Raw genomic sequence first — 18,203 nt, 5'->3', positions numbered from 1 at the left:
ACGACAAGGTCAGTTGGTCATACCAAAATTGATGTAGATCAATTTATGTTATTCAAACTCGGAATAGTCCCGTCTTAGCCGCGGTTAGAGCGAGAAAATGCGGGCAAGCCCGCATCAAGAAGAGAAAGGTTAAACAGAGGTCACCCTAAGGTTTTAAAGGCTTTGATGCGCTGAAGATGTGGTGAGATATTTTTAAATTTATGCGTCTGGGTTTCATCCCAAATAATTTCGTAGAAATTATGCAACTCGCCGACGGTCCGACAATTATCTAACGCCTCATCATTACGTGACAAAATAGTCAGGCAACGGTCGCGATTTTTTTCACGAAAATTACTGACGCACTTGGTGGCAATATCCACATACTCTTCTGGCCGGTCGATTTTTCCTGCCATATTCTCTTGCGGAAACAGGTTAGGATTAAATATGACCTGCCGAATATCACACAGAAAGCCAATCCGTTCCGCCCAGTAACCGCCCAACCCGACGCCGCAAATTAGCGGGCGATCGTCCACATTTAATTGCAGCATCTTGTCGGTTTCCTTTAACAAATGCTGCATATCATGTTTTGGATGTAGAGTGCTGTAGCTGAGCAACCGTACATCCGGGTCGATAAATTGCAGTTGCAGGACCTTTTCATGGTTACCCGGACTGTTGGAATCAAAACCATGCAGATAAATGATCATCGTTATCCTCACCGCGGATGGTCATTGCCGGGTAAGCTAGGCGTTACCCGACGCTTTATAGGCCAGCCAGTCTGCCTGTAGCGCGCTTAACTCACGATTAGCCGCTTTCCAACGCGCTGTCGCCTGCAGTTGCTGACGCGTAAATGCCCCCTGATGATATAGCCGACTCACGCGCCCGGCTTTGATCGGTGACAGATTATCTAACACGCTAACCGCACCCGCCCGGTTGTTGCACACCAGGATCATATCGCACCCGGCCTCAAGCGAGGCCTGCCCCCGTTCGGCGTAGCTGCCCATGATCGCCGCACCTTCCATCGACAAATCATCCGAGAAGATCACACCGTCAAAACCGAGTTCGCCGCGCAATACCGTCTTCAGCCAGTGTGGCGACCCGCTCGCCGGACGGGGATCAACCTCAGTATAGATAACATGTGCGGGCATGATGGCATCCAACTGATGTTCTGCGATCAGCGCGCGGAATATTTGCATGTCATGCGCGCGTAAGGTGGCCTCATCGCGTCCGTCACGCGGCGTTTCTTTATGAGAATCGGCGCTAACCGCACCGTGACCAGGAAAGTGTTTACCGGTCGTTTTCATCCCCGCTTCGTGCATGCCGGCGATAAAACGACGCGCTAAGGTTAACGCAATCGCCGGATCTTCATGAAAAGATCGCTCGCCAATCGCGGCGCTGATATGACCAATGTCTAACACCGGCGCAAAGCTAATATCGATATCGATAGCCACCATTTCCGCCGCCATCAACCAACCGGCCATCTGTGCCAGTTCGCCCGCTTTCTGCGCATCATGCAGCGCGGCGAAGGATTGCATCGCTGGCAAAAGAGTAAAGCCGTCACGGAAACGTTGCACGCGGCCTCCCTCTTGGTCGACCGCTACCACAATACGACTGCGCGATGCGGCACGTATCTGGCGAATTAACTCCTGCAACTGCGCCGGATCGTGGTAGTTACGGGTAAATAAAATCAGCCCGCCCACCAGCGGATGTTGCAAAATCTCACGCTCTTCGGCGTCCAGCTCGTAGCTCTCAACATCCAGCATTACCGGGCCGGGCATCGAATTTTCCATTTTGTCACTCCTTCTCTAACACACCGTATGTACGTCATTAATCTCGCAGGTCAACCCGCCGCCAGGCCTCTGCCGCGTAGCTTATCATAGTCATATCGCCAGATTGCTCGGCGCGCAGTTGATACCAGCTCGCGATCAGCACCCGTAGCCAGGGCCGCCACCGCGTCATCTGCCGCCGGAGCGCTTCAACCGCTAGCTGGTTATCGCGCGCGTATTGATGAACCACCGCCGTACATTGCGCATCGGTTAAGGCGTTTGACAGGCACAAAGCCATCAGTTCGAGCGCAATATCGCCATCCGCCGCGTATTCCCAATCGATCAATTGCAGGCGGTGCTGGTTATCCACGACGTTTCCGGCATGAATATCCATATGTAGGGGCGCCAGCCGCAGTGGTCGGGGTTCCCCCTGACGCCGCAAGGTACGCAACGCCCGCAGCCAGCCAACGCTGCGTTGTCGACACAGTTGCCAGTAGGTTTCCAGCAGCGGCAACAGATGCAGACGGTAACCGCTCAGCGGCTGGTGATGTAGCTGACCGATTAGCGCGACCAACTCCGGCAAACGCGCGGTCAACGCCGCCGCCGAGAGCGTTTCGCCATCCAACCATTCAAGCAGTAGCCACGGCGCAGTATAACCGTAGACCCGTGGCCCCAGCCCGGCTGGCGCTAAGCGCTGTAAAATACGCTGTTCACGCCGACGGTTAACAAAGGGAACGACCGACGGCGCTTCTCGCCGCGCCAGCCAGTGTTGCCCGGCCAGACTGACTTTTAGCGTTAAGCCGGTTAACCCGGCCTGCGGTAAAAAAGAACCGGCGGCCGAAGCCGCCGGGTGATGTTGCGCAATTAAACGCCGCAAAACAGGATCAGTTTTGTACGTCACCGTGTCCTGACCAAATAATTTCACCGGTTTGGACCAGCATTAACTGCATTTGCAGCTCTGGCGATTTCACATCGCCCTCCGCGCTGCTATACAGCACATATTGCGCGCCAACGTAACGGGCTAAACCAACCGCTTTGCTGCGCGAAGTCAGGCTATCTTCCGGCGACAACCCCAACGTCTGCTTAGCCTGATTCAATTGTTGCGGCGTCACTAACGTAAAGGTGGCATTATTGGCGAGCGCATTTTGCAGCGACGCCGTTGCTTTGGCGGTTTGCAGGCTACCGTTGGTACTGTTTTTAATCCGATCAACTAACAGCACGCTCCCCGGTGTCACGCCATCGGCTTTCAGCATTTGCGCCACCAGCGGTTGAACGCTGGCATCCCAATTGAGGGTTTTCATTTTCGGCGGCGGCGGGACATTTTCACCCGGCTGTGGCTGCGGCGGCGGTTGAACCGGTTCGCTCGGCTGTGCCGGCTCAACAGGTGCTGGCGTGGATTCTTGCTGTTGGTGCGTGATACAGCCGCTTAAGATCAACGCCAGTAACATCACACCGGAGAGTTTTAGACTGCTGGACACAAATATTCCCCTTACAAATAGAGATAAAGTCGCGCTTTGCTGGCGGTCAGGTTACCGATTTGCGACGCAATTTCAATTTTTGCATGCGCGGGCACCACAACGGTTTGCGGCGGCTCGTAGGGATGGATTTCCAACCCCTTATCGTCGTACCAGTAAAAACGATAGTGTACCTTGACCGGTTTTTCCTGCTGATTGTACAGGACGCTGGACGCACGCTGCTGCCCTTCCTCCTCAGAAAGGGCCGGTTCGTCGGTCACAATACCGGCAGAAAGCACCGACGATTCCATCACCAGCGATTGCGAAGTGTTAATCATCGGCTTATCACTACTACAGCCGGTTAACGCTAACAGGAACGGAAGAACGTACAGAAGCGCGCGCATGGCGAATTTACCCGCATTAATCAATGAGAAAGCATTGGCCCCAGCGGATGACCGCCCACCAAGTGCATATGAATATGGTAAACCTCCTGGCCGCCATGTCGATTACAATTAACGATCAGACGGTAGCCATCCTCCGCAATGCCTTCTTGTTTGGCAATTTTTGCCGCCACGGTAAACAGACGCCCCAGCGCCTGTTCATGCTCCGGCTGCACCTCGTTGGTGGTGGTAATCACCACATTGGGAATGATCAGCACATGGGTTGGCGCTTTAGGAGAGATATCGCGAAAGGCGGTAACCAAGTCATCCTGATAAACAATATCAGCCGGAATTTCGCCACGGATAATTTTACTAAAAATGGTTTCTTCAGCCATGATGTCCGTCCTTAGTGGAGAGATAAGTTACTGCAGTATGCGCGAAAAAATCGTTTTGCTTCAAGCGGCAAGCCGGTTTTCTTTTCGTGAGAGCGCATCCGGCATTCGCCACGACAAATTCACGCCGCTACCCCCCCACCGATTGGCCCACTGACAAAGCAGATAAAAAAAAAGGTCCATGTAATAACATGAACCTTTTTTAACCACCTTCGCTAAGGATTAGTTATTGCGAATGTAGTCATCCATTTCCGTTTTCAGGTTATCTGACTTGGTACCAAAAATTGCCTGTACGCCAGAGCCTGCAACCACCACGCCTGCCGCGCCAAGCCCTTTCAGACCTGCCTGGTCAACTTTTGCCACGTCTGCCACGCTGACGCGTAAACGGGTAATACAAGCGTCGAGGTTGGTAATGTTCGCTTTACCACCGAAGGCGTTAACCAGTTTTTCCGCCATTTCATTGGCAGAGCTTGCCGCTTGCTCGCTGGTGCTCTCTTCACGACCCGGCGTTTTCAGATCCAGTTTCGCAATCAGCACCCGGAAAACGGTGTAGTAGATCAGGCCGTAAATAACACCGACAATCGGGAACAGCCAAATTTTGCTGCTGTTACCACTCAGGACAATAAAGTCGATCAAACCGTGCGAGAAGCTAGTGCCATCACGCATACCCAACAGAATACAGATTGGGAATGCCAGGCCAGCCAGAATAGCGTGGATCGCGTAAAGGATTGGCGCCACGAACATGAAGGAGAACTCGATAGGTTCGGTAATCCCGGTCAGGAACGAGGTCAGCGCCGCAGAGATCATGATCCCGCCCACTTTGGCGCGGTTTTCCGGTTTTGCTGAGTGCCAGATTGCAATGGCGGCAGCCGGCAGTCCGTACATTTTAAACAGGAAGCCACCAGAGAGTTTACCTGCGGTTGGGTCACCTGCCATATAGCGCGGAATATCGCCGTGGAACACTTGGCCCGCTGCGTTAGTAAACTCGCCAATCTGCATTTGGAAAGGAACGTTCCAGATATGGTGTAAGCCAAACGGTACCAGCGAACGTTCAACCACGCCGTAGATACCAAACGCCACCACCGGGTTCTGATACGCTGCCCACTGTGAGAAATCCTGAATGGCGGTACCAATCGGCGGCCAAATAAAGGAGAGCACCACGCCCAGCACGATAGCGGTCAGACCTGAAATGATCGGTACGAAACGTTTACCGGCAAAAAAGCCTAAATACTCAGGGAGTTTAATACGATAGAACCGGTTAAACATATAAGCCGCGATGGCGCCGGCGATAATCCCACCCAAGACGCCGGTATCAGCAAGGTGTTTAGCCTCGATTTCTGCGGCAGGCAAATGCAGCACCAACGGTGCCACCACCGCCATGGTTTTCACCATAATGCCGTAGGCGACCACCGATGCCAGTGCCGAGACACCGTCGTTATTGGTAAAACCAAGCGCAACGCCAATCGCGAAGATCAGCGGCATGTTGGCAAACACCGAACCGCCTGCTTCCGCCATCACATGCGAAACAACTAACGGCAACCAACTAAAATTTGCTGAACCTACGCCCAGCAAAATCCCGGCAATCGGTAAAACCGAAACCGGAAGCATTAGCGATTTACCCACCTTTTGCAGGTTTGCAAAGGCATTCTTAAACATAGTGTGGAGCTCCTGAGTATGAGTGCTTTCTTATTGCGCAATGCGCAAGCAAAAGAGGGAGGTTCTTTTGCCACTGGAGCGTCATAGCGCTCTTTAGATTTATTACGAAGGGTAAAATAAATCCGCTGATTTTTGTTTGATGGCAATCACGTTTCGCCTAACAAACGGCGTTTACCGCGCATAATTTTTCACAAAACGGCGATTTTTTTACCAAAATACAGCGGCACCGACCGATTTGCGGCGGTGCACTTTACGATTTTTAGGGATTAATTACGAGAGGTAAAATAAATAATGAATGGGCTAAGCGCCCAACTGCGACAACGGAATGTGGAACAGGTCGGAGAAGTTCTGGGTGGTCGCGCGCGCCAGCATTTCCAGCTCGACCCCTTTTACTACCGCCATGTACTCCGCAACATCACGCGTGTAGGCGGGCTGGTTCTCTTTCCCGCGATACGGAACCGGCGCCAGATAAGGCGAATCGGTTTCTACCAGCATTCTATCCAGTGGGACGAAGCGTGCAGCATCACGTAACGCATCGGCATTACGGAAGGTGACAATGCCGGAAAAGGAGATATAGAACCCCATATCCAGCAGTTTGCTGGCGGTTTCCCGGTCTTCAGTAAAACAGTGCAGAACGCCGCCGCACCCCTCTACCTGCTCTTCTCGCAGAATAGCTAACGTATCCTCACGCGCGTCACGCGTGTGCACGATAACCGGTTTGTTTAATTCACGCCCAATCCGGATATGCTCACGGAATGAAGCCTGTTGCCGGGCTTTGGTTTCTTGCTGGTAATAATAATCCAGCCCGGTTTCCCCCAAGGCGACAACACGCTTGCCCGCCGCCAACTGGCGTAGCTCAGCAAAATCCCACTCTTCCTGCTGATTCAGCGGATGAACGCCGCAAGACCAGGCGACGTTTGGCCGCTCACCAATTAAGGTGGTCATGGCTTTATACCCTGGTAACGTGGTAGCGACGGCGAGCATAAATTTCACATCGCGTGCCGCCGCTTTTGCAATGACATCATCCAGATCGCGATGGAGGTTGTCATAATCCAGGCCATCAAGGTGGCAATGGGAATCAACTAAGAACATACATACTCTCTTTAAAGCGAAGACGTTGCCGTCGGCTGGACAATCTGTTCCCAAGCCAGTAGTTGGCCGGTTAATAACAGTTCCCGATTTACCGCGACAACGTGAAGTAATTGATCGCGACACGCCATCCACTGACGCAAACTTTTATCGAGTGCGGCGGCAGGTAAGCGTAGCGCCCATTGTTCAAGGAGCGGCTGCTGATCGACATTTGCAATAAACGGCTGCCCGCCACGTTGCCATTTTAAGGCATCCACTAACAGCGAACATAACCAGCCAATACGCCTGGCGACATCATCATGATTGAAGAGCGGTAACAGCGCCATCACATCGCCATGCAGCGCGCGCATTAACGCTTCACACAGCGCCTGACGTTGAGACCAGACTTTATCATCCAGCAACGCCAGCGCCGCGCCAGGCGCGCCACTGCTTAAACGTAACGCACTGGTCGCATCCACCGTGGATACGCCAACCTGCTTTTGCAGCCAGGCCAAGCTTTGCGCCTCATCCGGCGGCGACAATGTCCACGTCAGGCAACGGCTACGTAGGGTTGCCGGTAAACGAGAAGGCTGCTGGCAACTCAGGAAAAACCAAGTCTGTGCCGGTGGTTCTTCAAGGGTTTTCAGCAAGGCATTAGCCGCCGCCTCGGTTAATTGTGCCGCATCCGGCAGCCACACCACTTTGGCACCGCCCTGTTGCGCGTGATGCCAAAGTTTTTCGTTGACGCTGCGCACCGCATCAATACCCAGCGCATTTTTACCTTTTTCGGCTTCGAGCCGATACCAGTCGGGATGGGTTCCCGCCAGCATTAACTTACAGCCGTGACATTCGCCACAGCTTTTTAGTCCATCACGACGTTGGCAGAGTAACCAGCGGCTCAGCCCCCAGACCAGCGCATCATCGCCCAAACCGGCACGCGCATGGACCAGCAGCGCATGGTGACCGCGATTGGCCTGATGTTGAGTGATGATCTGACGATAGGGCTGGTTTAGCCACGGATACCAATTCATCCGGCCTGCTCCGCCAGCCACTGTTGCATGGTATGTGTAAGTGACGCTGTCACCGAGGCAATATCTTGCGTGGCATCAATTACTTTGATCGTGGGATCGGCCGCCGCCAGTTCTAAATAGCGGGCTCGCGTACGGATAAAAAAGTTAAGCGATTCTTGCTCAATCCGGTCTAACGCGCCACGCGCACGCGCACGCGACAAACCAATCTCTGGCGTCACATCCAGATAGAGGGTTAAATCCGGGCGAAAGTCCCCAAGCACGGTATCGCGCAAGGTGCTGATTAATTGCGGGTCAATTGCGCGGCCTCCGCCCTGGTACGCCTGAGAAGAGAGATCGTGACGATCGCCTAATACCCACGCGCCACGCGCCAGCGCTGGTTTAATCACCGTTTCAACCAGTTGCACTCGCGCGGCATACAGCATCAGCAATTCTGCTTTATCGGTCAACAACTCGCCATCAACGCCCTGCTTCACCAGATTGCGCAACGTTTCCGCTAGCGGCGTTCCGCCCGGTTCGCGCGTCATCACCAGTTCATTGACGCCATGCTGACGCAAAACGGCTGCCACGCAATCACGCGCGGTAGTCTTCCCCGCCCCTTCGAGCCCTTCAATCACAATGAACTTACTTTTCATTCTTTTCCTTCAGCGCCAGTCGGTACGCCTGGACGGCCCGATTGTGGCTAGCCAGATTGGTGGTGAATGTGTGGCCGCCCTTTCCGTCGGCAACAAAGTAGAGGTAATTACTCTTAATCGGATGCGCTGCCGCATTAAGCGAAGCCTTACCCGGCACGGCAATCGGCCCTGGCGGTAACCCGGTAATGATGTAAGTATTCCAGGCGCTCGGCGTTTCGAGATCTTTCCGTGTCAGAGAACCGTTATAGTGTTCTCCCATGCCGTAAATTACCGTCGGATCCGTCTGTAACCGCATGCCGGTGCGTAGGCGGTTAATAAATACCGAGGCGATTTTTTCCCGTTCATCGCTGACCGCAGTCTCTTTTTCAATAATCGAGGCCATCGTGACCAGCTCATCTTTAGATTTATACGGTAAATCCGGCAGCTTATTTTGCCACGTTTCATCCACCAGCTTCACCATCCGGCGATGAGCCCGGGCCAATAATGCGACATCGGTAGTATTCGCGGTATACAGATAAGTGTCGGGATAAAACCAGCCTTCCGGAGAGTGCGATTTGTCGAGATTCAACGCCGCCACCAAGGTCGAGAAACTATCATCTTTTAAGGTGTGCTTGATATAGGGCGCGTTACGTAGCGATGCTAACCACTCTTGCAGACGTGTTCCCTCGACAAAACGAATCGGAAACTGGGCTTCTTTACCACTGGCGAGCAGCAGCAGCATTTGCCGGACACTCATGTTCTTATCCAGACGATAGGTACCGGCTTTGAACTTCGCCAGCTCCGGTTCGAGCTTTAATAGCCAGCTAAACCATGGGCCTTTTGTAATGATGTGCTGGCTTTCGAGCTGCGCTTCCAGCGCGACACGCCCGGTCCCGGTCGGGAGGGTAAAAATGGTTTCCTGGTCGATGGCTAATGGCGAGGCCGCAAACTGACGAACTTTCCAGTAACAGGCGGCAACGAGCAGCGCGACTACCACCAGCGCGCCAGCGACAACTTTCTTTTTCCTGCTCATGTGCATTCCATGTAATTAACAATGCGAACTTATCAGGTGAAAAAACTGGCGATCGGTAAACCGCTGTTCGTCAATCTGACAAACCGGCAACACCGGCATTAGCGCATTGCAAACCAAGACCTCTTCCGCCTCGGCCAACGCCGTAGGATCGGCGCTCACTTCTTCGCAACGAAACCCATATTGCGGCGCCAGCCTAAGGATATGTTGCCGCATAATGCCATTAACGCCTGCACCATCAATCCGCGGGGTAAATAGCGACTTTTCTTTCCGCCAGAATAAATTTGCCGCACAGCATTCCACCAGCTTACCGTTAGTGTCAAGCACCAGCGCCTCTTGCGCGCCCGTCTGCTCAAGCTGCGTGCGAATCAGCACTTGTTCAAGCCGATTCAGGTGTTTGATACCCGCTAACAGCGGATTTATCGCCAGCCTTACCGGGCTGGTTGCCAGACGAATACCGGTTTCGCGCCATTGATGGTAGTGGGCAGGATAATCCGCCAGTGAAATGATGCGGGTCGGTTGCTGACAACCGGCGCTACTATACCCTCGCCCACCACTGCCGCGCGTCAGAATCACCTTTAACACGCCTTCCTGGCGGGTGCTGGCGGCCATTTGCATCTCTTGTTCCAGTTTCTGCCACGCAACGTTGGCGATCGCCAAACGGCGGCATCCCTCCTGTAAGCGCGCCAGATGCGCCGCCAGCCACGCTACGCCGCCATCACGGATACGCGCAGTGGTGAAACATCCATCGCCAAACTGCACACCCCGGTCATTCGCCGCCAGACTATCGCGTGCTTCACCGTTGATCCAAACCATGTTTACCTTCTATTAGCGTGGGTCTTTGCTCAGATTACCTGCCAGGCGGGAGAGAATCATCTGAATGTGGGAGCGAATTACCAGAGATATAAAAAAGGCCCGCACGTAGCGAGCCTCGGAGTCATACCAGCCGCGATCACACTTTACGGAAAATCAGCGAACCGTTGGTTCCGCCAAAGCCGAAAGAGTTACACAGCGTATATTCCAGATTTTTGACCTGACGCGCGGTATGCGGCACAAAATCAAGGTCACAACCGTCATCCGGATTATCCAGATTGATGGTTGGCGGCACAGCCTGATCGCGTAAAGCCAAAATCGAATAGATTGACTCGACCGCGCCCGCCGCGCCTAACAGATGGCCGGTCATGGATTTGGTTGAGCTAACCATCACGGTTTTCGCCGCCGCGCCAAAGATCGATTTAACCGCCTGAGCTTCCGCTTTATCGCCCGCCGGAGTCGACGTCCCGTGAGCGTTAACGTAACCAATCTGTTCCGCAGAGAGCTGCGCGTCTTTCAACGCATTTGCCATCGCCGACGCCGCACCCGCGCCGTTTTCCGGCGGTGATGTCATATGGTAGGCATCACTGCTCATACCAAAGCCGACGATTTCTGCATAAATTTTCGCGCCGCGTTTTTTCGCGTGCTCGTACTCTTCCAGCACCAGAATACCGGCACCGTCGCCAAGCACGAAACCGTCGCGATCTTTATCCCACGGACGGCTCGCCGCCTGCGGATTATCATTACGCGTCGAAAGCGCGCGCGCCGCGCCAAACCCACCTACGCCCAGTGGCGTACTGGCTTTTTCCGCGCCGCCTGCCAGCATCGCATCGGCATCATTATAGGCGATCATACGCGCCGCATGGCCGATGTTGTGTACGCCGGACGTACACGCCGTTGCAATTGAGATACTCGGGCCTTTCAGTCCATACATAATAGTCAGATGACCGGCTACCATGTTGACAATGGTCGAAGGAACAAAGAAAGGGCTAATCTTGCGCGGCCCGCCCTGTACTAATGAGGTATGGTTCTCTTCAATGAGCCCCAACCCACCGATACCTGAACCAATAGCCGCGCCAATGCGATCCGCATTTTCTTCGGTTACTTCCAGACCGGAATCCTGCATGGCCTGAATGCCAGCAACAACACCATATTGAATGAAAGCATCCATCTTGCGTTGATCTTTACGCGAGATGAAATCATCACAATTAAAATTCTTTACTAAGCCAGCAAAACGCGTTGCGTAGGCACTAGTATCAAAATGGTCGATCGGGCCAATGCCACTCTGACCGGCAAGGAGAGTACCCCAGGTAGACTCTACGGTATTGCCGACAGGAGACAAAATGCCAAGACCGGTCACAACTACACGACGCTTAGACACGTTCGTCCTCCAGGGAGGGAAAGATTGACACTATGTGGGACGTACTAAAAACTCAGGCGGTCGTGCGACCGCCTGATAGTGTTCATTAGGCCTGATGGTTATTGATGTAATCAATAGCAGCCTGAACGGTAGTAATTTTCTCAGCTTCTTCGTCCGGAATCTCAGTGTCAAACTCTTCTTCCAGAGCCATTACCAGCTCAACGGTATCAAGAGAATCAGCGCCCAGATCTTCTACAAAAGAGGCAGTGTTAACAACTTCATCCTGCTTAACGCCAAGCTGCTCGCCAATGATTTTCTTAACGCGTTCTTCGATAGTGCTCATACTATTAAATTTCCTATCAAAACTCGCTTTCGCGATGGTTTTCGTAGTGTATAAAATGTTGAAAAAGATGCAACTAAATCCCGGCTGGTCAAACCACGATTTTACGCTATTTTGCGGCTTTTACCGCAAATAACGCAAATAATTTTCGCGATTATTAGACCATATACATTCCGCCATTGACATGCAGCGTCTCACCAGTGATGTACGCTGCCTCGTCAGAGGCTAAAAATGCCACGACATTGGCGATTTCCTGCGCGTCGCCAAGGCGGCCCGCAGGTACTTGCGCCAGAATGCCTGCACGCTGATCATCGCTCAGCGCACGCGTCATGTCGGTTTCAATGAAACCAGGCGCCACGACGTTAACGGTAATGCCACGTGACGCAACTTCACGCGCCAGTGACTTGCTGAAGCCAATTAAACCCGCTTTTGCTGCCGCGTAGTTTACTTGACCCGCATTTCCCATGGTCCCAACCACAGAACCAATGGTAATGATACGACCCACACGTTTTTTCATCATTGCGCGCATTACCGCTTTAGAAAGGCGGAATACCGAAGTCAGATTAGTGTCAAGAATATCCTGCCACTCATCATCCTTCATACGCATCAGAAGATTATCACGCGTAATGCCAGCATTATTGACCAAAATATCCACTTCGCCAAATTCTGTGCGGATATTTTCTAAAACGCTTTCAATGGAAGCCGGATCGGTCACGTTTAACGCAAGCCCCTTTCCGCTATCACCCAAATATGCGCTAATCGCATCAGCGCCGTTTTGGCTGGTTGCCGTCCCAATGACTTTCGCACCGCGCGCCACTAACGTTTCCGCAATGGCGCGACCGATGCCGCGAGATGCACCGGTAACCAGCGCGACTTTTCCTTCGAAGCTCATGTTTTTCCTCGTGTTATTGTTCAAGCGCCGCTGACAGACCAGCAGGATCATTCACCGCCGCCGCTGTCAGGGTGTCAACAATACGTTTTGTCAGACCGGTCAAGACCTTGCCCGGACCAACTTCCAGCAGCGAAGTCACGCCCTGCGCCGCCATAAATTCAACACAACCCGTCCAGCGAACCGGATTGTACAATTGCCGCACTAACGCATCGCGGATTGCTTCCGGCGTGGTTTCGCACTTCACATCCACGTTATTCACTACCGGGAAAGCTGGTGCGTGGAACGTTATTTTTTCCAGCGCCGCCGCCAGTTTATCCGCAGCCGGTTTCATCAGCGCACAGTGAGAGGGAACGCTTACCGGCAATGGCAATGCCCGTTTTGCACCAGCGGCTTTACATGCCGCGCCCGCGCGTTCAACGGCCTCTTTATTACCGGCGATCACCACTTGGCCCGGCGAATTAAAGTTCACCGGAGAAACCACCTGGCCTTGCGCAGACTCATCACACGCCTGCTGAATAGCCGCATCATCCAGCCCAATAATCGCCTGCATCGCGCCGGTTCCTTCCGGAACCGCTTCCTGCATCAGCTTACCGCGCAACTCAACCAGTTTTATCGCTTCGGCAAAATCCATCACGCCAGCGCAAACCAGCGCGGAATACTCACCGAGGCTATGACCCGCCATCATCACCGGTGCCGGGCCGCCTTTTTGGTGCCAGGTGCGGTAAATCGCCACCGACGCCGCCAGCAGCGCTGGCTGAGTTTGCCAGGTTTTGTTCAGCTCTTCGGCCGGCCCCTGTTGCGTTAATTGCCACAGATCATAACCCAGCACCGCGGAAGCCTCGCGAAAGGTGGCTTCTACCACCGGGTTCTCAGCGGCCAGTTCAGCCAACATGCCGGTAGTTTGCGAACCTTGTCCCGGAAATACCATCGCAAATTTAGTCATTATTAATTCCCGTTAATCAAAAACGAACCAACGCTGAACCCCAGGTGAAACCGCCGCCAAACGCTTCGAGTAGAATAAGCTGGCCGGGTTTAATGCGGCCATCACGTACCGCTTCATCCAGTGCTGCCGGCACCGAGGCCGCAGAGGTATTACCGTGGCGGTCTAAAGTGACCACTACTTTATCCATACCCATACCAAGTTTTTTTGCGGTAGCGCTAATAATGCGCAGGTTAGCCTGATGCGGTACCAGCCAATCCAGCATTTCACGGTCAAGATTATTCGCTTGCAGGGTTTCATCCACGATATGGGCCAGCTCGGTGACCGCAACTTTGAAGACTTCATTCCCAGCCATGGTGAGGTAAGCGGGCTGATCTTGCTGCGCGCGATCCTGATACGGCAAGGTCAGTAATTGACCATAACGCCCATCGGCGTGCAAATGCGTCGAAATGATGCCCGGCTCTTCACTGGCACCCAGCACAACCGCGCCTGCGCCATCGCCGAACAGAATAATGGTGCCGCGATCGTTAGGATCCAGCGTACGCGCCAGCACATCCGCGCCGATGATCAGCGCATGTTTCACCGCACCATTTTTAATATATTGGTCGGCCACGCTGAGCGCATAGGTAAACCCTGCGCAAGCGGCGGCCAAATCAAACGCCGCGCAATCCGTTACGCCGAGCATTTGTTGGACCATGCACGCCGAACTGGGGAATGCATGACTTGAGGAGGTGGTGGCGACGATGATTAAGCCAATATCGCTTTTGTCGATACCCGCCATTTCAAGCGCACGTTCTGCGGCATGAAAGCCCATGCTCGCCACGGTTTCATCCGGGCCAGCAATGCGACGCTCGCGAATGCCGGTGCGGGTGACAATCCACTCGTCCGACGTTTCAACCATTTTTTCCAGATCGGCGTTAGTCCGCACCTGAGCGGGCAAATAGCTGCCCGTACCGATAATCTTCGTATACATGTACGCTCAATCACTCTTGGGTAATACAGCCTCAAGGCGGGCAGCAATCCGTTCCGGAACTTGCCGCCGCACCGCCTGCTCTGCCTGTTCGATCGCTGCAGCAAACGCACGTTGGTTGGCCGCACCGTGACTCTTGATCACTGTTCCACGCAATCCTAACAGACAGGCGCCATTGTACTGGTCGGGGTTGAGGTGCCCAAAACGGCGCGCCAGACGTTTTTGTATCCAGCGGCCCAGTAGTTTTAGCCACCACGCCCTTTTTTTACCTTCGCCCTGTGATTTCAACAGAGAAAGAAACATCCTTACCACGCCTTCCATGGTTTTTAGCGTAACATTGCCTGTGAAACCGTCACAAACCAAAACGTCCGTTTTACCAGTAAGTAAATCATTACCTTCGACGTAACCAATATAGTTGATTTCCGTAGAGGCCTTTAATATTGCCGCCGCATCGCGAATGCTATCTAAACCTTTGGTCTCTTCCTGACCAATATTTAGCAACGCCACACGTGGATTAGCGATCGCTAACACATCTTCCGCCATCACCGCGCCCATGATGGCGAACTGCACCAGCATTGCGCTATCGGCTTCGACATTGGCACCGAGATCAAGCACCACCGTTTTGCCCTTTTGCTGATGCGGCAACACGGTCATCAACGCCGGGCGCTCAATGCCGTCCAGCGGTTTTAATAGCAGTTTCGCCAGCCCCATCAGCGCACCGGTATTACCCGCGCTAATGCATGCTTGCGCATGGCCTTCTTTCACCAACTCCAGCGCAATACGCATTGAACTGCCGCGACTATTGCGAACCGCCTGAGAAGGTTTGGCATCACTGGCGATAACCGATTCGGCAGGGATAACCTGCAGACGCCCCGTTACGGCGGAATCAGCTTTAGCAAGTAATGGCGTGATTTTGTCGGGATCGCCGACCAGAAGAAGATGCAGTTGCGAATGAGAGGCCAGTGCCTGCATTGCGGCAGGCACTGTCACGCGAGGACCGAAATCCCCGCCCATGGCATCTATCGCCAGGGTCAAACGTGTCAAAGTAATCGCCGGCTGAGCCGCAAGAATTACTTAGTGATGACCTTGCGACCGCGGTAGTAACCATCCGCAGTGATGTGGTGACGCAGATGCGTTTCGCCAGAAACTTTATCTACGGAAAGAGTGGTGGTGGTCAGCGCATCGTGAGAACGACGCATGCCACGTTTGGAACGGGTTGGTTTATTCTGTTGTACGGCCATGGACCTTACTCCTATTACTTACGCTTTAAACTGGCTAATACGGCAAATGGGTTTGGTTTTTCCGCCTCTTCAGGCAATTTGCCAAAGACCATGTCCGCCTCGGACACTTCACAGTGTTCAGAATCATGAACCGGAACGACCGGCAACGCGAGGATGATTTCATCTTCAATCGTTGCCAACAAATCGATCTCGCCAAAGTCATCGACATCGATAGGCTCGTACGCTTCCGGTAGTGCTTCAGCCTGCGCCTCATTGGCGACCGGACTAAAACAATACGTTATGTGAACATGATGCGGAAATGGCTTCCCGCAACGCTGGCACGACAACGTAACCGCGACATCTGCCGTACCTTCCAGTACCGCAAGACGTTGATTGTCGACCGCGAACGATAAAGTACATTCAACATCGCTGTCCACACTGACAACTGACTCGGCGACACGCTCCACCTGTTCAGGTGTATAAATGCCCTGATAATCAAGACGTTTTTGAGCGCTACGAACCGGATCAAGCGTCAGGGGTAATTTTACCTTTTGCATAGGGCGCGCATATTAACTTTGTAACGACGTAGAGTCAAAGAAAAAGGCCGTTTTACAGCATCTTTCACCCATTATTCGCATCCAGTGCGGCGCACAGTTTAAAATGCCTTTATCCGATTCGCTATCTATTCCGTAAAAAATTATGACACAATTAGTTTTAGCTTCAACTTCCCCCTTCCGTCAGGCGTTGCTAAATAAACTGGGGCTACCATTTATTACCGCCGCGCCCGAGGTAGATGAAACGCCTTATCCGGAAGAACACGCGCCACACCTGGTCGAGCGCCTGGCGTGCGCCAAAGCACAGGCGCTTGCCGGGCGATTTCCAACCGGTTGGTTAATTGGCTCCGATCAGGTGTGTGTATTAGAGGGAAAAATAACCGGCAAGCCACATACCATTGAAAATGCCGCTGCGCAATTACGCGCCGCCAGTGGGCGCGCCGTTATTTTTTATACCGGGTTAGCGCTCTATTCTGCGCAAACGCAACAACTGTTTTCTCTTTGTGAAACCTTTACCGTTCATTTCCGCTCACTGACCGCAGCGGAAATCGCCGCCTATATCGAAAAAGAGCAACCACTGCAATGCGCCGGCAGTTTTAAAAGCGAAGGCTTAGGTATTACGCTGTTTGAAAGGCTCGAAGGTCGTGACCCCAATACTCTAGTTGGCTTGCCGCTGATTGCGCTTTGCGAACTGTTACGTCAGGCGGGCATCAATCCATTGTTGAGCGCCTGACCAACCTAACGGCGTGGCTTTCCGCGCCGTTAGGTGCCTGATTGCTTACGCAAGACCGCAAGGCAATGTTTTAATTGCGCATCCAACGGCGCCTCAAGACGCATCGTCTCGCCGCTGTGCGGATGTGTGAAGGTTAACGCTGCGGCATGCAGAAACAGACGCTTAAGCCCGGTTGCGGCTAACTGGCCGTCAAACTCACGCTCGCCATATCGATCATCAAAGGCAATGGGGTGACCGGCATGTAGCGTATGGACACGAATTTGGTGCGTTCGTCCCGTCACCGGGCTGGCTTTAACCAGCGTGGCGTTCGCATAACGCTCCTCCACTTTGAAACGCGTTTCCGAAGGTTTCCCTTCGCTGTTAACGCGCACCACCCGCTCGCCGCTTTGTAAAATATTTTTCAATAACGGCGCCTGCACCGTTTTCAGATGAGAAGGCCAATTACCCCGCACCAGCGCCAAGTAATCTTTTTGCATCCCTTTCTCACGCAGTTGTTCATGCAAAGAACGCAGCGCCGAGCGTTTTTTCGCCACCAGCAGAATACCGGAGGTGTCTCTGTCGAGACGGTGCACAAGCTCGAGAAAGCGTGCCTCAGGACGCAGGGCGCGCAATCCTTCAATCACGCCAAAACTTAGGCCGCTGCCGCCGTGTACCGCTGTGCCTGAGGGCTTATTTAGCACCAGCAGATAATCATCTTCGTAGATAATTGCCGCAGATAGCGCCGCCACTTTTGCCAGCTTCGGCGACACCGCCTCTTCCTCGCGCTCGGCAACACGCACCGGCGGAATGCGGACCTCGTCCCCGGCAACCAGCTTATATTCAGGCTTGATGCGTTTTTTGTTCACCCGCACTTCGCCCTTACGCAAAATGCGGTAAATCATACTTTTCGGCACGCCTTTAAGTTGCGTGCGCAAAAAGTTATCGATGCGCTGCCCTGCTTCATCAGCAGAGATGGCGACAATGTGTACGGATGGCGTATTGGTTTTCATGGTCGGCGATTCTAAATAGAGAGGTGTC

At 53.3% G+C, this 18,203-nt stretch carries 22 protein-coding genes; 1 reads left to right on the top strand and 21 read right to left on the bottom strand.

Annotation, left to right across the window (positions count from 1 at the left end; translation table 11 throughout):
• Positions 1 to 140 precede the first annotated feature (140 nt).
• The 20 genes from ycfP to yceD all read right to left on the bottom strand — a co-directional run bounded on the left by ycfP (position 141) and on the right by yceD (position 16,456).
• Complete coding sequence (gene ycfP / locus PMPD1_RS09370) at positions 141 to 683, bottom strand: alpha/beta hydrolase YcfP (RefSeq protein ID WP_173633782.1); 543 nt, start codon at positions 681 to 683, stop codon at positions 141 to 143.
• 36 nt (positions 684 to 719) lie between these two features.
• Positions 720 to 1,766 (bottom strand): beta-N-acetylhexosaminidase, encoded by a 1,047-nt coding sequence (gene nagZ, locus PMPD1_RS09365; RefSeq protein WP_173633781.1) that lies wholly within the window; start codon positions 1,764 to 1,766, stop codon positions 720 to 722.
• A gap of 37 nt (positions 1,767 to 1,803) precedes the next feature.
• Positions 1,804 to 2,643, bottom strand: a complete 840-nt coding sequence (gene thiK, locus PMPD1_RS09360; protein WP_173633780.1) for a thiamine kinase — start codon at positions 2,641 to 2,643, stop codon at positions 1,804 to 1,806.
• Positions 2,627 to 3,190: a penicillin-binding protein activator LpoB gene (gene lpoB / locus PMPD1_RS09355; RefSeq protein WP_435529733.1), complete on the bottom strand. Its 564-nt coding sequence runs from the start codon at positions 3,188 to 3,190 to the stop codon at positions 2,627 to 2,629. The genes thiK and lpoB overlap by 17 nt, the downstream gene beginning before the upstream one ends.
• A gap of 41 nt (positions 3,191 to 3,231) precedes the next feature.
• Complete coding sequence (locus PMPD1_RS09350; protein ID WP_173633778.1) at positions 3,232 to 3,600, bottom strand: YcfL family putative periplasmic lipoprotein; 369 nt, start codon at positions 3,598 to 3,600, stop codon at positions 3,232 to 3,234.
• A gap of 20 nt (positions 3,601 to 3,620) precedes the next feature.
• A complete protein-coding gene (gene hinT / locus PMPD1_RS09345) occupies positions 3,621 to 3,971 on the bottom strand; it encodes a purine nucleoside phosphoramidase (RefSeq protein ID WP_173633777.1) in 351 nt (116 codons plus the stop codon).
• A 219-nt stretch (positions 3,972 to 4,190) separates the two neighbouring features.
• Positions 4,191 to 5,624, bottom strand: a complete 1,434-nt coding sequence (gene ptsG, locus PMPD1_RS09340) for a PTS glucose transporter subunit IIBC (RefSeq protein WP_173633776.1) — start codon at positions 5,622 to 5,624, stop codon at positions 4,191 to 4,193.
• Positions 5,625 to 5,924: 300 nt separating this feature from the next.
• On the bottom strand, positions 5,925 to 6,716 hold the full coding sequence (locus PMPD1_RS09335) for a metal-dependent hydrolase (protein ID WP_173633775.1): 792 nt from the start codon (positions 6,714 to 6,716) through the stop codon (positions 5,925 to 5,927).
• An 11-nt stretch (positions 6,717 to 6,727) separates the two neighbouring features.
• Complete coding sequence (gene holB, locus PMPD1_RS09330) at positions 6,728 to 7,723, bottom strand: DNA polymerase III subunit delta' (protein WP_173633774.1); 996 nt, start codon at positions 7,721 to 7,723, stop codon at positions 6,728 to 6,730.
• Complete coding sequence (tmk, locus tag PMPD1_RS09325) at positions 7,720 to 8,355, bottom strand: dTMP kinase (protein WP_173633773.1); 636 nt, start codon at positions 8,353 to 8,355, stop codon at positions 7,720 to 7,722. The genes holB and tmk overlap by 4 nt, the downstream gene beginning before the upstream one ends.
• On the bottom strand, positions 8,345 to 9,367 hold the full coding sequence (yceG, locus tag PMPD1_RS09320; protein WP_173633772.1) for a cell division protein YceG: 1,023 nt from the start codon (positions 9,365 to 9,367) through the stop codon (positions 8,345 to 8,347). The genes tmk and yceG overlap by 11 nt, the downstream gene beginning before the upstream one ends.
• 15 nt (positions 9,368 to 9,382) lie before the next feature.
• Positions 9,383 to 10,180 (bottom strand): aminodeoxychorismate lyase, encoded by a 798-nt coding sequence (gene pabC, locus PMPD1_RS09315; RefSeq protein ID WP_173633771.1) that lies wholly within the window; start codon positions 10,178 to 10,180, stop codon positions 9,383 to 9,385.
• A gap of 136 nt (positions 10,181 to 10,316) precedes the next feature.
• Positions 10,317 to 11,558, bottom strand: a complete 1,242-nt coding sequence (fabF, locus tag PMPD1_RS09310) for a beta-ketoacyl-ACP synthase II (RefSeq protein ID WP_173633770.1) — start codon at positions 11,556 to 11,558, stop codon at positions 10,317 to 10,319.
• 85 nt (positions 11,559 to 11,643) lie between these two features.
• Positions 11,644 to 11,880 carry an acyl carrier protein gene (acpP, locus tag PMPD1_RS09305; RefSeq protein ID WP_173633769.1) on the bottom strand — a complete coding sequence of 79 codons (237 nt, stop codon included), beginning with the start codon at positions 11,878 to 11,880 and terminating at the stop codon, positions 11,644 to 11,646.
• 154 nt (positions 11,881 to 12,034) lie between these two features.
• Positions 12,035 to 12,769, bottom strand: a complete 735-nt coding sequence (fabG, locus tag PMPD1_RS09300; RefSeq protein WP_173633768.1) for a 3-oxoacyl-ACP reductase FabG — start codon at positions 12,767 to 12,769, stop codon at positions 12,035 to 12,037.
• Positions 12,770 to 12,782: 13 nt separating this feature from the next.
• A complete protein-coding gene (gene fabD / locus PMPD1_RS09295; protein WP_173633767.1) occupies positions 12,783 to 13,712 on the bottom strand; it encodes an ACP S-malonyltransferase in 930 nt (309 codons plus the stop codon).
• A gap of 16 nt (positions 13,713 to 13,728) precedes the next feature.
• Positions 13,729 to 14,682, bottom strand: coding sequence for a beta-ketoacyl-ACP synthase III (locus PMPD1_RS09290; protein ID WP_173633766.1), 954 nt, complete (start codon positions 14,680 to 14,682; stop codon positions 13,729 to 13,731).
• Between the two features lie 6 nt (positions 14,683 to 14,688).
• The gene (gene plsX, locus PMPD1_RS09285) at positions 14,689 to 15,723 is read right to left on the bottom strand and encodes a phosphate acyltransferase PlsX (protein ID WP_173633765.1); all 1,035 of its coding nucleotides are present in this window, start codon (positions 15,721 to 15,723) and stop codon (positions 14,689 to 14,691) included.
• A 26-nt stretch (positions 15,724 to 15,749) separates the two neighbouring features.
• Entirely contained in the window at positions 15,750 to 15,920 is a 171-nt protein-coding gene (gene rpmF / locus PMPD1_RS09280; RefSeq protein WP_016192161.1) for a 50S ribosomal protein L32, read from the bottom strand.
• A gap of 14 nt (positions 15,921 to 15,934) precedes the next feature.
• On the bottom strand, positions 15,935 to 16,456 hold the full coding sequence (yceD, locus tag PMPD1_RS09275; protein ID WP_173633764.1) for a 23S rRNA accumulation protein YceD: 522 nt from the start codon (positions 16,454 to 16,456) through the stop codon (positions 15,935 to 15,937).
• A gap of 142 nt (positions 16,457 to 16,598) precedes the next feature.
• Here yceD and PMPD1_RS09270 point away from each other — a divergent pair, with 142 nt between their 5' ends.
• Entirely contained in the window at positions 16,599 to 17,186 is a 588-nt protein-coding gene (locus PMPD1_RS09270; protein WP_173633763.1) for a Maf family protein, read from the top strand.
• A gap of 29 nt (positions 17,187 to 17,215) precedes the next feature.
• Here the strand turns inward: PMPD1_RS09270 and rluC are convergent, their stop codons facing one another.
• Positions 17,216 to 18,175: a 23S rRNA pseudouridine(955/2504/2580) synthase RluC gene (gene rluC, locus PMPD1_RS09265; RefSeq protein ID WP_173636169.1), complete on the bottom strand. Its 960-nt coding sequence runs from the start codon at positions 18,173 to 18,175 to the stop codon at positions 17,216 to 17,218.
• Between the last annotated feature and the right edge of the window lie 28 nt (positions 18,176 to 18,203).

The sequence above is a fragment of the Paramixta manurensis genome (assembly GCF_013285385.1).
GTDB lineage: Bacteria > Pseudomonadota > Gammaproteobacteria > Enterobacterales > Enterobacteriaceae > Paramixta > Paramixta manurensis.
Note: the sequence above shows the minus strand (reverse complement) of the source record. Positions and strands in the feature narration are given on the sequence as shown.